This is a genomic window from Streptomyces sp. NPDC007162 (genome assembly GCF_040634175.1).
Lineage (GTDB): Bacteria > Actinomycetota > Actinomycetes > Streptomycetales > Streptomycetaceae > Streptomyces.
The window spans coordinates 1-15,086 of the sequence record NZ_JBEYFC010000192.1; the positions used below are offsets into that span (position 1 = coordinate 1).

Sequence of the window (15,086 nt, forward strand, 5' to 3'; positions counted from 1 at the left end):
GCACGCCTTGTAGCGGCGGCCGCTGCCGCAGGGGCAGGGCTCACGGGCGCCGACGACCGGGATCTCGCTGTCGCCGGGCTGCGGCCGTGTGGCCTTCGTCTGGGGTCGCTTCTTGGCCATCTGGCTGTCTCCCGGTTACGGCTCGTCTCGTACTGCCGGGAGCCTAGCCGTTCCCACCTCGGACCACGGGAACCTGTGGACGGAGCCGTGGCGGAGATGGCGGGAGGGGCGGTGACGGGGTGGTTGTGGACGGGGCCCGGTCGGACCGCCGTACGCGTCCCGAAGGTCACTCGCGGGTCACTCGCAGGTCGGCCGCGGGCCGGTCAACCGCAGCTCAGTCCATGTCCTCGAACGCGTCCGCCAGGTCCAGGCCGGCCGTCCCCGGGCCCGAGGGTGTCATGACGCGCGCGGTGAAGGCGTCGCGGCGGTCGCGCCCGTGCGGATCGCGCACCTCCTCGTGCACCACGACCCAGACGGTGACCTCGCCCCGGGCGTCGTCCCGGACGCCCCAGTCGTCGGCCAGCGCCGTGATGATGTTCAGCCCGCGGCCGCCGTGTGCCGTGACCGACGGGGTCATGGGGGCCGGGCGGGTCGGTCCGCCGCCGTCCGTGACCTCGACGACCAGTCGGCCGCGCGGATCCAGCCGCCAGGCGGCCCGGACGTCGCCGTCTCCGGCCAGTGCGTCGCCCAACGGGCGTCCGTGCTTGCAGGCATTGCTCAAAAGCTCGGAAAGGATCAGTACGGCATCGTCGATGACCGATTCCGAAAGGCCGCCCGTGCGCAACTGATCACGCATACGGTGTCTCGCCTTCCCCACGCCCGCAGGGCCATGGGGTACGGCCATGCTCGACGACGTGGGCACCTCCTGTGCCACCACCAACGCCACCCCCGAGACCTCCTTTGCCCCACGCCACGGTGTGGATGCCCCATCGGCCTGAACCGGAAACCGGCCAATGAATGCCCGGTGACGCATTCGCTACGGACGAATACGAACCGAACGCGCCGGAGCACTCCCTGTGACGGGCCGTCGCCATGTCCCCCAGACGCGGCTTCGGGTGGCTTGATTTCGATGGTGTGGCCGAGAAGCGAGGATGATGCGAGTGGGGCGTTCGGGTCAAGAGGTGCGAGACGTCCTTACGCGACTCTTTATCTGATACGTATTCAGCTTCCCTTCCTCGCGCTCGCGCGGTTCACCGCCCCAGCCGGTGCAGCACGGCCCCGGGCCGGTTGGTGATGATCGCGTCGATCCCGAGTTCCACGCACAGATCCACGTCCTCCGGCTCGTTGACCGTCCACACGTGCACCTGGTGACCGTTGCGCTTCAACCGCTCGATGTAGGCGGGGTGGTTGCGCACGATCCGGATCGAGGGGCCCGCGATCCCGACTCCGGCCGGCAGACGTCCGTCGCGCAGCCGGGGCGAGAGGAACTGCAGCAGATAGACCGTCGGCAGCGTCGGCGAGGCCACCCGCACCCGGTGCAGCGACCGCGCGGAGAAGCTCATGACCCGCACCGGAGACTCGGCGGCCGCCGCGGGGGCGTCCAGGCCGAACCGCTTCAGCAACAGCAGCAGCCGGTCCTCGACCTGCCCCGCCCACCGCGTGGGGTGCTTGGTCTCGATCGCCAGCTCCACCCGCCGCCCGGCGTCCGCGACCAGCTCCAGCAGCCGCTCCAGCGTCAGTACCGAGGTGTCCGCGCGGTCCTCGGGCCGGAACTCCCAGTCGGGTTCCTCGTCCCGTCCCCGCCAGGCCGGCCCCCGCTTCCACGCACCGAAGTCCAGGGCGGCCAGCTCCGCGAGCTCCAGGGCCGACACCGCGCCCCGGCCGTTGGACGTACGGTTGACCCGTCGGTCGTGCACACACACGAGGTGGCCGTCGGCGGTCAGGCGTACGTCGCACTCCAGGGCGTCCGCGCCGTCCTCGATCGCCTTCCGGTAGGCGGCCAGCGTGTGCTCGGGGGCGTCCTCGGAGGCGCCGCGGTGGGCGACGACCTGGATGCGATGCTGTGGTGCGTGGGTCACCGCGACATGGTGCCACCGCGAGGGGGTACCCGGGGGCATCCCCGATGCCGGCAAAGGGAACTTTTGTCGGACAGGCCCTATATAAAGGTTGTCCGTGTACCCACAGGCACCGCTTATGGTGCTCTGACGGCCTGTGGGAAAAGCTGACGGCATACAAAAACACATGCACAGCTGAATCGCGCCGGACCGACAGCAAGCATGCATGAGCGCGACCGAGCGCGACCCAGAAGAGCAGCCGTGGACCGAGGAGAGAAGCTGTGAGCACCGAGAACGAGGGCAACCCGGTACCCCCGGCCCCGTCCACACCTCCAGTGCCGCCGGCGACTCCCGCTGCCTCCCCGCAGCCCGCCGCGTCGGAGGGCGAAGCGCCGACCGCACCGATCCCGCCGGCTCCCCAGGGTGCTCCCACCCCGGCCGCGGGTGACCCCTACGCGCCCCCCTCGCAGGCCCCCGAGGGCTCCTGGCCGCCCCCGCCGCCCGCGACCCCTTCGTATGCGGACGCCGGGGCAGGTGCCTACGCGGACGCCGGGGCGGGTGCCGGAGCCGGCTGGGGCTCGCCCTACGACCAGCAGCACCAGCACCAGCCGTATCAGCAGCCGCAGCACGCGCCGCAGAAGAGCAGCGGACGCGGCGGACTGATTGCTGCCGTCCTGGTGGCCGCGCTGGTCGCGGGCGGCGCCGGCGGCGGGCTCGGCTACACGCTGGCCAAGAACAACGACAACAGCGGATCCACGACCGTCTCGGCGTCCACCGACAGCGGTGTCACCCAGGTCAAGCGTGCCGCCGGCACCATCGCGGCGGTCGCCAACAAGTCGCTGCCCAGTACGGTCACCATCGAGGCCGAGTCGACCAGCGGCGACGGCGGCACCGGTACCGGGTTCGTCTTCGACACCCAGGGCCACATCGTCACCAACAACCACGTGGTCGCCGACGCCCTCGACGGCGGCAAGCTGACGGCGACGTTCCCGAACGGCAAGAAGTACGACGCCGAGGTCGTCGGCCACGCGCAGGGCTACGACGTCGCTGTGATCAAGCTCAAGAACCCGCCGTCGGACCTGAAGCCGCTCCCCCTGGGCGACTCCGACAAGGTGGCCGTCGGCGACGAGACGATCGCGATCGGCGCCCCCTTCGGCCTCTCCAACACCGTCACCACGGGCATCATCAGCGCCAAGAACCGTCCCGTCGCCTCCAGCGACGGCAGCGCGTCGAGCAAGGCGTCCTACATGAGCGCCCTGCAGACCGACGCCTCCATCAACCCGGGCAACTCCGGTGGCCCGCTGCTGGACGCCGACGGCTCGGTGATCGGCATCAACTCGGCGATCCAGTCCGCATCCAGCGGCGGCCTCGGCAGCACCGGGCAGTCCGGCTCGATCGGCCTCGGCTTCGCCATCCCGATCAACCAGGCCAAGTACGTGGCCCAGCAGCTGATCAAGACCGGCAAGCCGGTCTACGCGAAGATCGGCGCCTCGGTGTCCCTGGAGGACTCGTCGGGCGGCGCCCAGATCACCGACTCCGGCTCGAGCGGCTCCGCCGCGGTCGAGTCGGGCGGCCCCGCCGACAAGGCCGGACTCAAGCCGGGCGACGTCATCACCAAGCTCGACGACTCCGTGATCGACAGCGGCCCCACCCTGATCGGCGAGATCTGGACCCACAAGCCCGGGGACAAGGTGCAGATCACCTACAAGCGAGGCGGCTCGGAACACACGGTCACCCTCACCCTCGGAGCCCGCGTGGGCGACAACTGACGCCCACCGGCCCGCACGAACCGGTTACTCTGTTGCCCGCGCCGATCTCGATCAGCGCGGGGTGGGTTGCCCGAGCGGCCTAAGGGAACGGTCTTGAAAACCGTCGTGGCGAGAGTCACCGTGGGTTCAAATCCCACACCCACCGCTTGATGGGCAGGCCCCTGACCAGGCAGTACGGTCAGGGGCCTGCTGTATGCGTGCGGCGCGCCGACCGGTCTCCCCTGATGTCCGTCGGGTACGAGCGCGGTTTCCGGCCGGAGTGGCGGTGGGGCGTTCGCCTGCTGGCGTGGGAAGGCATCCGGTATGGGATCGGACGACTGGCATCTGACCGACGGCGTCGACGTTCGCGGCCCGTCCTGCACAACACGCCGTTGACGGTGATCGAGGGACTTCGTCTGTTCGGGGCGGACGCGTTCGGTACCGGGGTCCCCGTTCTCGGGTGGCTGGAGCGGGCGGGGCCGCCGTTGCCGTCTGTTACCGCTTTCCACCTCGCGGGCTGACCGTCACCCCGCTCACTCCCGAGCAGACCGACGGGGATGAACTGAGGCGCGCCCGCTGTTCCGGCCGCGGGAGGGGGAACGGAGAGGCTGAGGCGTACTCGCTGTCCCGGCCGCCGGGACGGGGGGACGGAAGTGCTGGGGTGCGCTGTCCCTGCGGCGGGTGGGGTGCGGAGGGAGAAGGTGCGCTCTCCCGGCCCGCCGGGGCGATGCGGCCGAGGGCGTAACAGGGCGTCCCCGGGCCGCATCAGGCGGACGCTACGGCCGGTGCCCCGTCATCCGCGCGGCCGACGCGATCGTCGCGCGGGCCTCGCGTTCCGTCAGGCCCGTGTGGACCGCCGCGTCGATCAGCGGGGCCCGCAGGGCGCGGCCGATGCCGTTCTCGTAGGCGCGGCAGGCGGCCCAGAAGAGGCGGGTGTTGCGCTGGCCCTCGTGGGCGGCGAGGACGAACTGGACCAGGCCCTGGCCCCGGTTGCCGACCGAGGGGTGGGTCGCGGGGTGGGGCGCTCGCGGTGGTGGGAGGAGCAGGCGCAGCAGGGACGGCGGGCAGGGGGCCGGGACCAGGTGTGCGGTGCCGGGGGCGGTGGCGTAGACGCCGTGGTCGGTGCGGGAGCCGGGGCCGACCAGGTAGCCGCCGGCGCCCCGGATGTCGATACCGGGGGCGAGCCGGCCGGCCGAGTTGGGTATGACGGCGTCCGGCGGTCCGGTCAGCCAGACGTGCCGTCCGCCGCTCGGCGTGAGCACGACGACCGTCGGCGGGATGGTGAACAGGTGCCGCAGCGCCAGTTCGCGCAGGGCGCCGGTGGCGTCGGTGCCGGACTTGACGTCGAGGTCGACGCCGATCAGGCGGTGCGGGGGCAGTCCGCATGCGATGCCGTAGCCGGTGGCCCAGGGTGCGGCGGCGAAGAGTTCGCGGATGCGGGCGGGGTCGGTGGTGGCGTCGTACACCCCGTGGCCGGGGCGGCCGCACTCGCCGTGGCAGGGCGGCGTCGGCGGTTCCTGGCCGTCGGGGCGGGAGACCGGGCGGATGCCGGGGCGGGAGGGCAGGGGCGGTGGGCCGGAGCGGGCGTCGTCGGGTGCGGAACGGTGTGGTGAGCGCAGGGCCGGGAGCTTGGTCCGGGACAGCGGGATGACGGACAGGCCGCGCTCGGCGGCTGACAGGGCGTGTGCGAGGGCCAGCGTCGTGGCCTGCCGGTCGGTGGTGGCCATGCCTCTATGTTCGTACGTGCGTTCGAAAAAGGAAAGGGGGATTCGCTGGGACACGCCGTGGCCGGTGGCGTCGTCCGGCAGGGATGCCGGAACGGTTCTTCTCTTGGAGTACTTGATGGGCTGAATGTCCGGAGTAGTCACGAGTATGGCGAGAATCGACAAAAGATGGCGAAAGGGGTTTATCGACTTGTCATCACGCTTGAGGGCGAATAAGGCTTTCCGGGCTGTTCGCCGGGGATTCGCTGGGCAATTCTGATCTCGCGACGTCGATGACAACCCCGAGGTGGTCGGCCAACTGCCCCGGACGAAGCCTTACTTGACGTACTTCCGGCACAGCCGGGCTCTGAGAGGAAACAACATGGCAAGCATCCGTACCGCCCGCGTCCTCGCCGCCGTCTCCGCCCTTCCGCTCGCCGCAGCGCTCTTCGCCGGTGTGGCGGCAGCGGACAACGGGGCGGTCGCGGACAACGGATCGAGCGCCAACGCCGGTGTGGCGGGCGTCGTCGGCAGCGGGGTCGGCCACAACAACAACGGCAACTCCTCCACCACGCAGCAGAACGCCGTGGGCAACGGCGCCTCGAACCAGAGCAACACCGCTCAGGTCAACGGCTCCGCCTGGACGGCCCTCCAGCAGGGCAACGACAACGTCGCCGTCCACTTCACCCGGCTGTGGTAACCCCCGTCTGAACCGGGGGTGGGGGGAGTTCTGTGGGGATGGCAACGCGCCTGCGTGGCGGTGCTTCGGCGCCGCCGCGCAGGCGTTTCCGACTTCCCGTGCCCCGCCGCATGTCCCCGCGCCCCGCCGCACTTCGCCGTACCCCCGCCGCGGCCCGCCGTGCCCTCGTTCGTCTTGACAGTGGGCTGTATCTGACGGACAGTCAGAAACCATGCATCTGGCCCCCACCGAACGCCAGCAGCGGCTGCGCACCGAACTGCGCTCCTACTTCAGGAGCTTGATCCCGTTCCCCGCCCCGGAGGGGCCCGAGGAGCGCCGCGCCCTGCTGCGCCGCATCGGCGCGGACGGCCTGCTCGGCCTCGGCTGGCCCGTCGAGTACGGCGGCCAGGGCCGCGGCCCCGACGAGCAGTTCGTGTTCTTCGACGAGGCGTACCGGGCCGGCGCCCCCGTCTCCATGGTCACGCTGAACACCGTGGGGCCGACGCTGATGAAGTACGGCAGCGCGGAGCAGAAGGCCCGCTTCCTGCCCGGCATCCTCCGCGGCGACCTGGTCTTCGCCATCGGCTACAGCGAGCCCTCCGCCGGCACCGACCTGGCCTCGCTGCGCACCCGGGCGGTGCGGGACGGCGACGGCTGGCGGATCGACGGGCAGAAGATCTTCACCTCGGGCGCCCAGCACGCCGACTGGATCTGGCTGGCCTGCCGCACCGATCCCGAGGCGCCCAGGCACCGCGGCATCTCGATCCTCCTGGTCCCCACGGACACCCCCGGGTTCTCCTGGACGCCGATCGAGACGGTGGGCGGCCAGATCACCACGGCCACGTACTACGACGGTGTCCGCGTCCCGGCCGGGAACCTGGTCGGCACCGAGCACGACGGCTGGTCGCTGATCACCAACCAGCTCAACCACGAGCGGGTCGCCCTCGCCGCCACCGCCATGCAGGCCGAAGACCACTACGCGGCCGCGCTCGCCGCCGCCCGCACCCCCGATCCGGTGACGGGTCGACGCCGTGTTGACGAGCCCTGGATTCGTTTTCGGCTGGCCGAAGCGCATGCCAGGCTCGCGGCGAATCGCCTGCTCAGCTGGCGTCTGGTGGGGGACGCGGGGGCGGGCCGGGTGGCCCCCGCGGAGGCCAGCGGGGTGAAGTTCGCGGGAACGGAATCGGCAGTCGCGACGTATCGCATGTGTCAGGAGATCGTCGGGGAGGCGGCACTGGTCCGGTCCGGTTCGCCGGGGGCGTTCGAGGACGGCGAGCTGGAGCGGCTCAACAGGGCGGCGCAGATCAACACGTTCGGGGGCGGGGTGAGCGAGGTGCAGCGGGAGATCGTCGCGACGATGCGGCTCGGGATGAGGAGGGGTGGCCGTGGCCGAGGGGAGTGAGGAGCTGACGGCGCGGCTGAGGGCCTACGAAGGGCAGCCGGCCGCCGTCTCCGGGATGGGCCGGGACCTGGTCAACCTGCCGATGATCCGGCACTGGTGCGAGGCGATGGGCGACACGAACCCGGCGTACCGGGGCCCGGCGGCCGTCGCCCCGCCCACCATGCTCCAGGCGTGGACGATGGGCGGTCTGTCGGGGCATGTGGGACGCACGGGCGCGTACGACGAACTGATGGCGCTGCTCGACGGGGCCGGCTGCACCTCGGTGGTCGCCACCGACTGCGAGCAGGAGTATCTGAGGCCCCTGCGGCCGGGGGACGGGATCGTCTTCGACACGGTGATCGAGTCGGTGTCCGGGCGGAAGACGACCAAGCTCGGCACGGGGCACTTCGTCACGACCCGCACGGACGTCCGGGTCGGTGACGACCTCGTCGGCACCCATCGCTTCCGCATCCTCAAGTACGCCCCGCGCGCCAGGCCGTCCGCCGCCAGGCCCCGGCGCCCCCGCCCGGTGGTCAACCGGGACAACGCCGGTTTCTGGGAGGGGGTGGCGGAGGGGCGCCTGCTCATCCAGCGCTGCACCGGCTGCGGCACCCTGCGCCACCCCTGGCTGCCGGGGTGCAACGCCTGCGGCTCCCTCGACTGGGACACCGCCGAGTCGTCCGGGGAGGGCACGGTCTACTCGTACGTCGTGATGCACCACCCGCCTTTCCCGGCCTTCGACCCGCCCTACGCGGTGGGCCTGATCGAACTGGCCGAGGGGGTGCGGATAGTGAGCAACGTGGTCGGGGTGCCGTACGACAAGGTGCGGATCGGGCTGCCGGTACGGGTGGAGTTCCGCCGTTACGAGGATGAGGAGGGGGACGGGGACGGGGCGTTGACCCTGCCCGTCTTCCGGGTCGTCGAGGGTCTCGAAGGGCAGGTCTGACATGGACTTCACGCCGACCGAACCCCAGGCCGAGGCCCGGGAGCTGGCCGCCAGGATCTTCGCCGACCTCGCCACCCCCGAACGGTTGCGGGCCACCGGCACCGGCAGTGACCCGGAGCTGTGGAAAGCCCTCACCGCGGCCGGGCTGGTGGCCGCGGTGGCGGAGCTGGGCCTCCTCGGACTGGTACTGCTCCTCGAGGAACAGGGCCGCACCACCGCCCAGGTGCCGTACGCGGCGAGCTGTGTGTACGGACAGCTGGCGATCGCCGCACACGGTACGGCCGAACAGCGGGAGCGGCTGCTGCCGGGGATCGGCGACGGGACGCTGGTGGTGACCGGCGCGCTCCCGGCACAGCCGGCGGTGCGACCGTCCGCGCCCGCGCAAGCTGCCGTAGGGCCCTGCGGGCGCCGGGCGTTGAGCGGTACCGTGCCCGTCGTCCCGTGGCTGCGTGACGCCACGCATGTCCTGGTCGCGGACGCCGAGCGGCGGCTGTGGCTGGTGGCGCTCGGGCAAGGCACCGGCGTGGCGGAGACCGAGCTGACCGCCCCCTGGTCGGCTGGGCGCCTCACGTTGCACGACGCCCCCGCCGAGCCCCTCGGCCCCCACCATCCCCAACCGGACGCCGTCTCCACCCCCGCCCCCGACCCCAGTCCCTATGCCGATGTCCTGGCCACCGCCCGCACCGCGTTCGCCGGGCTCCAGGCCGGGGTCTGTGCGGGCTCCCTCGACCGGGCGGTCGCGCACACCAACACCCGCGAGCAGTTCGGGCGCCCGCTCGCCACCCGGCAGGCCGTGCAACTGAGAGCGGCGGACGCCCACATGGACATCGAGGCGATACGGGTGACGGCGTACGAGGCGGCCTGGCGAAGGGACGAGGGGCTGCCGTACGCGACGCACGCGCTGACCGCCGCCTGGTGGGCGTCCGAGGCGGGGCAGCGGGTGGTGCACACGGGTCAGCATCTGCACGGCGGCGCGGGCGCCGACGTGGAGCATCCGGTGCACCGGCACTTCCTGTGGGGGCGCCAGTTGGACGCGTATCTGGGCAGCGGGGGCGAAGTGCTCCAGGAACTGGGGGAGTTGATCGCGAGTGGGAGTTGAGACGACACGGCCGGGGGTGGGCACCGAGCTGCCGCCACTGGAGATCCCGATCACGCGGACGCTGATCGTGGCGGGGGCGATCGCGTCCCGGGACTACCAGGACGTGCACCACGACGCCGAACTGGCCCGTCAGAAGGGCTCGCCGGACGTCTTCATGAACATCCTGACGACGAACGGCCTGGTCGGCCGGTACGTCACCGATTTCTTCGGCCCGACCGCGGAGCTGCGCAAGGTCGCCATCCGGCTCGGGGCGCCCAACTATCCGGGGGACACGATGGTGCTGTCCGGCCGCATCGAGGAGCTGGACGGCGAGGCGGGCACGGCGACGGTCCGGGTGGCCGGCGCCAACGCCATCGGCAACCACGTGACCGGCACGGTGACCGTCGCCTTCACCGAAGCCACGGTGACCGTCACCCTCACCGACGGAGCGGACTCATGAGCGTGCGGGGCCGGGACGCGCTCGGCGGGCGGGCGGCGGTCGTGGGGATCGGGGCCACCGAGTTCTCCAAGGACTCGGGGCGCAGCGAGCTGCGGCTGGCGGCGGAGGCGGTGCGGGCGGCGCTGGACGACGCGGGGCTGGCCCCGGCGGACGTGGACGGGATGGTGACGTTCACGATGGACACCAGCCCGGAGATCACCGTGGCCCAGGCGTGCGGGATCGGTGAGCTGTCCTTCTTCTCCCGGGTCCATTACGGCGGCGGCGCGGCATGCGCCACGGTCCAGCAGGCGGCGCTGGCCGTCGCGGCCGGGGTCGCCGAGGTGGTGGTCTGCTACCGCGCCTTCAACGAGAGGTCGGGCCGCCGCTTCGGTTCGGGGGTGCAGCACCGGGAGCCGTCGGCGGAGGGGGCGGCGCTCGGCTGGGCGCTGCCGTTCGGACTGCTCACCCCGGCGTCCTGGGTGGCGATGGCGGCGCAGCGCTACCTGCACACGTACGGGCTGACCCCGGAGGCGTTCGGACACGTGGCCGTGCTGGACCGCAGGTACGCGGCGACCAACCCGGCCGCGTACTTCCACGGCCGTCCCATCACGCTCGCCGAGCACGCGGCCTCGCGCTGGATCGTCGAGCCGTTACGGCTGCTGGACTGCTGCCAGGAGACGGACGGCGGCCAGGCCCTCGTCGTCACCTCGGTGGAGCGGGCGCGCGACCTGCCGCAGCGGCCGGCCGTGATCGCGGCGGCCGCGCAGGGGGCGGGCCGGGCCCAGGAGCAGATGACCAGCTTCTACCGGGACGACCTGACCGGGCTGCCGGAGATGGGTGTGGTGGCCCGGCAGCTGTGGCGCACCTCGGGGCTGGCCCCGGCCGACATCGACGTGGGCATCCTGTACGACCACTTCACCCCGTTCGTGCTGATGCAGCTGGAGGAGTTCGGGTTCTGCGAACGCGGGGAGGGGGCGGACTTCGTGGCGGGGGAGCGGCTGCCGCTGAACACCCACGGGGGCCAGCTCGGGGAGGCGTACCTGCACGGGATGAACGGGGTGGCCGAGGGGGTGCGCCAGCTGCGCGGCACGGCCGCGAACCCGATACCGGGGGCGGACCGGGTCCTGGTCACGGCCGGTACGGGGGTGCCGACGTCCGGCCTGGTGCTGACCTCGGACGGGTGAGCCCGGCGGCTAGGCCGTGGTGTGCCCGCAGGGGTGAACCCGCAGGAGTGCCGCGCCCGTACTCCACCTTCAGGAGGTGTAGGCAGCCCCACCCCTACAACCTGAGGGGGAGTCGCCTTCGGGACCTGCGGCCGATACGCCGGAGCACCGCTCACTCATAGCGTGGAGCCATGACCACACCCGTCTGCACCAGCGCTTCGGACGCCGCTGTCTCGGCGAGGCAGACCAGCCCGTACCAGCGGCCGTATCCGTCGTTCGCGTCGTACGTCAGGGCCCGCCAGCCGGTTCTGCTGCGCACCGCCCGGTCGTTGACCGGGAACCCGAGCGACGCCGAGGACCTCCTCCAGACCGCCCTCGCCAAGACGTACGTGGCCTGGGAGCGGATCGAGGACCACCGGGCGCTCGACGGCTATGTGCGCAGGGCCCTGCTGAACACCCGGACCTCGCAGTGGCGCAAGCGCCGGGTCGACGAGTTCGTGTGCGACGAGCTGCCCGAGCCGGAGCCGGTGCCCGGGGAGGACGACCCGGCCGAGCGGCAGGCGCTGCGCGACGCCATGTGGCGGGCGATCATGAAGCTGCCCGCGCGGCAGCGGGCGATGGTCGTGCTGCGGTACTACGAGGACCTGAGCGAGGTGCAGACGGCCGAGGTGCTCGGGGTGTCGGTGGGTACGGTCAAGTCGGCGGTGTCGCGTGCGCTCGGCAAGCTGCGCGAGGATCCGGAGCTGGTCGTCGCCCGGTAACCGGCCGCGGGCGGCCGCCGGCCGGGCTTTGTTGCCCTTCCCCTAGTGACATACCAAACGGTATGTGAGCAGAATCAGCGCAGCCCCTTTACCACCGAGTAGGCAATGTCGCCCCCGGGAGGACGCCGTGCTGAGCACCATGCAGGACGTACCGCTGCTGATCTCCAGGATCCTGACCCACGGGTCGACGATCCACGGTGCATCACAGGTGACCACCTGGACGGGTGAGGCCGAACCGCACCGCCGCAGCTTCGCCGAGATCGGTGCCCGCGCAGCCCGGCTGGCCCACTCCCTCCACGACGACCTGGGTGTCCGGGACGACGACCGGGTCGCCACGCTCATGTGGAACAACGCGGAACACACCGAGGCGTACTTCGCGATCCCGTCCATGGGCGCGGTCCTGCACACGCTCAACCTGCGGCTGCCCGCCGAGCAACTGGTCTGGATCGTCAACCACGCCGCCGACCGGGTCGTCATCGTCAACGGCTCGCTCATCCCGATGATCGCCCCGCTGCTGTCCAAGCTGCCGACGGTACGGCACATCGTCGTGTCCGGCCCGGGCGACCGTTCCCCGCTGGCGGGCGCGACCGCGGCCGTACACGAGTACGAGGACCTGATCGCAGAAAAGCCGACCACGTACGACTGGCCGGAGCTGGACGAACGCCGGGCCGCCGCCATGTGCTACACCTCGGGCACCACCGGCGACCCCAAGGGCGTGGTGTACAGCCACCGTTCGATCTACCTGCACTCCATGCAGGTCAACATGGCCCAGTCGATGGGCCTGACCGACCAGGACACCTCGCTGGTCGTCGTACCGCAGTTCCACGTCAACGCCTGGGGCCTGCCGCACGCCACCTTCATGACCGGCGTCAACCTGCTCATGCCGGACCGGTTCCTGCAGCCGGCCCCGCTCGCCGAGATGATCGAGAAGGAGCGTCCGTCGCACGCGGCCGCCGTCCCCACCATCTGGCAGGGACTGCTCGGCGAACTCACCGCCAACCCGCGGGACGTCTCCTCCCTCACCCAGGTCACCATCGGAGGCGCGGCCTGTCCGCCGTCCCTCATGACGGCCTTCGACAACCTGGGCATGCGGGTCTGCCACGCCTGGGGCATGACCGAGACCTCCCCGCTCGGCACGATCGCCCGGCCGCCGGCCCATGTGGTCGGCACCGACGAGGAGTTCGCGTACCGCCTCACGCAGGGCCGCTTCCCCACGTCCGTCGAGGCCCGGCTCAGCGGGCCGGCCGGCGAACGCCTGCCCTGGGACGGCGAGTCGGCGGGTGAGCTGGAGGTGCGCGGCCCCTGGATCGCGGGCGCCTACTACAACGGCCCCGACGGCGACCCGCTGCGCCCCGCCGACAAGTTCAGCGAGGACGGCTGGCTGAAGACCGGTGACGTCGGCACCATCTCCCCCGACGGCTTCCTCACCCTCACCGACCGCGCCAAGGACGTCATCAAGTCCGGCGGCGAGTGGATCTCCTCGGTCGAGCTGGAGAACGCGCTGATGTCCCACCCGGACGTCGCCGAGGCGGCCGTGGTCGCCGTCCCCGACGACAAGTGGGGCGAGCGCCCGCTGGCCACGGTCGTCCTGCGGGAAGGCTCGGCCGCCACCTTCGAGACCCTGCGCACCTTCCTCGCCGAGGAGGGGAAGATCGCCAAGTGGCAGCTGCCGGAGCGGTGGACCGTGATCGAGGCGGTGCCGAAGACGAGCGTGGGCAAGTTCGACAAGAAGGTGCTGCGCAGGCGGTACGCCGAGGGAGACCTGGACGTCACCAGCCTGTGAGCGACCCGCACTGAAGCGCCCCCGAAGGGACGCGGGGCGGCAGTCCATGTGCGGCTGCCGCCGCGCGGGCGCGACCGGCCGCGAACAACGCGCGGCCGCAGTCGGCAGTTGCCCGAAGGCGCTCTCTCAGTTCGTACCGATCCTGGCCAGCAGATCAACGATCCGGCTCTGCACCTCGGTGCTCGTCGACCGCTCCGCCAGGAACAGCACGGTCTCGCCCGACGCCAGCCGAGGCAGGTCCGCCTGGTCGACCGCCGCGGTGTAGACGACCAGTGGCGTCCGGTTCAGCTGCCCGTTCGCGCGCAGCCAGTCGATGATCCCGGCCTGGCGGCGGTGCACCTGCATCAGGTCCATCACCACCAGGTTCGGCCGCAACTGCCCCGCCAGCGTCACCGCGTCCGCGTCGCTGGCCGCCCGCGCCACCTGCATGCCGCGCCGCTCCAGCGTCGACGTCAGCGCGAGCGCGATCTCCGCGTGCTCCTCGATCAGCAGCACCCGCGGCGGATGCTGCTCGCTGTCCCGGGGCGCGAGCGCCTTCAGGAGTACGGCGGGATCGGCACCGTACGCGGCCTCGCGCGTCGCCTGTCCCAGCCCGGCCGTGACCATCACCGGCACCTCGGCGGCCACCGCCGCCTGCCGCAGCGACTGCAGCGCGGTGCGCGTGATCGGCCCGGTCAGCGGGTCCACGAACAGCGCCGCCGGGAACGCGGCGATCTGCGCGTCGACCTCGTCCCGGGAGTTCACGATCACCGGCCGGTAGCCGCGGTCGCTCAGCGCCTGCTGGGTGGTGACGTCCGGCGCCGGCCAGACCAGCAGCCGACGCGGGTTGTCCAGCGGCTCCGGAGGCAGTTCGTCGTCCATCGGCTGCGGACGCGGCGGGTCCGCGACCTCGACCGCGCCACCGGGGCCGTCCAGCGGTTCGGGGCCCTCGGCCGCGTTCACGTCGGGCGCGCCTATGGCGTACGACCGTCCGGCGCCGTCGGTGGCACCCACCAGCCGGGACTGTCCGGCCAGCGACGGCTGCGGCAGCGGCTGGGCGGTCACCGGCGGAGCGGTCACCGGCTGCTCGGCCGGCGGGTGCGGGCGCGCCGACTGCTCGGGCCGCGACTGCTCGGCACCGGGGGCCGGGTCCGGACGCGTGCCCAGCTTGCGGCGCCGTCCGTTGCCGCCGGGCTGGTGCGGCGGCGGGGTCGCCGTCGGCTGCTGCACCTGCGCGGCCTGGCGCGAGAACGGCACACCCTGTCCCAGCGTCCGCACGCTGAACGCCCGGCCCTGCGTCGAGTCCGGGTCCACCGGCGCGGCCGTCGCCGCCGCCTCGGCGGGCAACGGCTGCGCGGCGCGCGCGGCTTGCGGGGCGGCGGGCGCGTCGTCGGCCACGCCACCGACTGGACGTCCCTCAACGACGGCACCA

General features: G+C 72.0%; 14 protein-coding genes and 1 tRNA gene. 10 read left to right on the forward strand and 5 right to left on the reverse strand.

Translation table 11 applies throughout. From position 1 onward, the window contains the following. The 3 genes from ABZ646_RS22720 to ABZ646_RS22730 all read right to left on the reverse strand — a co-directional run. A partial coding sequence (locus tag ABZ646_RS22720) for an SEC-C metal-binding domain-containing protein (protein ID WP_360521773.1) occupies positions 1-120 on the reverse strand: 120 nt, incomplete at its 3' end. A gap of 214 nt (positions 121-334) precedes the next feature. Continuing rightward, positions 335-973, reverse strand: coding sequence for an ATP-binding protein (locus tag ABZ646_RS22725; protein WP_360521737.1), 639 nt, complete (start codon positions 971-973; stop codon positions 335-337). Positions 974-1,190: 217 nt separating this feature from the next. After that, positions 1,191-2,018, reverse strand: coding sequence for a glycerophosphodiester phosphodiesterase (locus ABZ646_RS22730; protein WP_360521740.1), 828 nt, complete (start codon positions 2,016-2,018; stop codon positions 1,191-1,193). A 257-nt stretch (positions 2,019-2,275) separates the two neighbouring features. Here ABZ646_RS22730 and ABZ646_RS22735 point away from each other — a divergent pair, with 257 nt between their 5' ends. Further along, positions 2,276-3,763 (forward strand): trypsin-like peptidase domain-containing protein, encoded by a 1,488-nt coding sequence (locus ABZ646_RS22735; protein ID WP_360521743.1) that lies wholly within the window; start codon positions 2,276-2,278, stop codon positions 3,761-3,763. 60 nt (positions 3,764-3,823) lie between these two features. Further along, positions 3,824-3,908 (forward strand) — tRNA-Ser (locus ABZ646_RS22740). Positions 3,909-4,518: 610 nt separating this feature from the next. Here ABZ646_RS22740 and ABZ646_RS22745 read toward each other — a convergent pair. Then, complete coding sequence (locus tag ABZ646_RS22745) at positions 4,519-5,469, reverse strand: bifunctional DNA primase/polymerase (RefSeq protein ID WP_360521746.1); 951 nt, start codon at positions 5,467-5,469, stop codon at positions 4,519-4,521. Between the two features lie 358 nt (positions 5,470-5,827). On the opposite strand from ABZ646_RS22745, the gene ABZ646_RS22750 reads away from it, so the two are divergent. The 8 genes from ABZ646_RS22750 to ABZ646_RS22785 all read left to right on the forward strand — a co-directional run bounded on the left by ABZ646_RS22750 (position 5,828) and on the right by ABZ646_RS22785 (position 13,675). Continuing rightward, a complete protein-coding gene (locus ABZ646_RS22750; RefSeq protein WP_360521749.1) occupies positions 5,828-6,145 on the forward strand; it encodes a hypothetical protein in 318 nt (105 codons plus the stop codon). A gap of 211 nt (positions 6,146-6,356) precedes the next feature. Continuing rightward, positions 6,357-7,526, forward strand: coding sequence for an acyl-CoA dehydrogenase family protein (locus ABZ646_RS22755; RefSeq protein ID WP_360521752.1), 1,170 nt, complete (start codon positions 6,357-6,359; stop codon positions 7,524-7,526). Further along, the gene (locus ABZ646_RS22760; RefSeq protein WP_360521755.1) at positions 7,510-8,451 is read left to right on the forward strand and encodes a bifunctional MaoC family dehydratase N-terminal/OB-fold nucleic acid binding domain-containing protein; all 942 of its coding nucleotides are present in this window, start codon (positions 7,510-7,512) and stop codon (positions 8,449-8,451) included. Before ABZ646_RS22755 ends, ABZ646_RS22760 begins: the two co-directional genes overlap by 17 nt. A 1-nt stretch (position 8,452) precedes the next feature. After that, complete coding sequence (locus ABZ646_RS22765; RefSeq protein WP_360521758.1) at positions 8,453-9,550, forward strand: acyl-CoA dehydrogenase family protein; 1,098 nt, start codon at positions 8,453-8,455, stop codon at positions 9,548-9,550. Continuing rightward, positions 9,540-9,989 carry a MaoC family dehydratase gene (locus ABZ646_RS22770; protein ID WP_360521761.1) on the forward strand — a complete coding sequence of 150 codons (450 nt, stop codon included), beginning with the start codon at positions 9,540-9,542 and terminating at the stop codon, positions 9,987-9,989. The genes ABZ646_RS22765 and ABZ646_RS22770 overlap by 11 nt, the downstream gene beginning before the upstream one ends. Beyond that, positions 9,986-11,152, forward strand: coding sequence for a lipid-transfer protein (locus tag ABZ646_RS22775; protein WP_360521764.1), 1,167 nt, complete (start codon positions 9,986-9,988; stop codon positions 11,150-11,152). Before ABZ646_RS22770 ends, ABZ646_RS22775 begins: the two co-directional genes overlap by 4 nt. 170 nt (positions 11,153-11,322) lie before the next feature. Further along, positions 11,323-11,892, forward strand: coding sequence for a SigE family RNA polymerase sigma factor (locus tag ABZ646_RS22780; RefSeq protein WP_360521767.1), 570 nt, complete (start codon positions 11,323-11,325; stop codon positions 11,890-11,892). Between the two features lie 139 nt (positions 11,893-12,031). Continuing rightward, a complete protein-coding gene (locus ABZ646_RS22785; protein ID WP_360521776.1) occupies positions 12,032-13,675 on the forward strand; it encodes a long-chain fatty acid--CoA ligase in 1,644 nt (547 codons plus the stop codon). A 126-nt stretch (positions 13,676-13,801) separates the two neighbouring features. On the opposite strand, the gene ABZ646_RS22790 is transcribed toward ABZ646_RS22785, so the two are convergent. Then, a partial coding sequence (locus tag ABZ646_RS22790) for a response regulator (RefSeq protein ID WP_360521770.1) occupies positions 13,802-15,086 on the reverse strand: 1,285 nt, incomplete at its 5' end.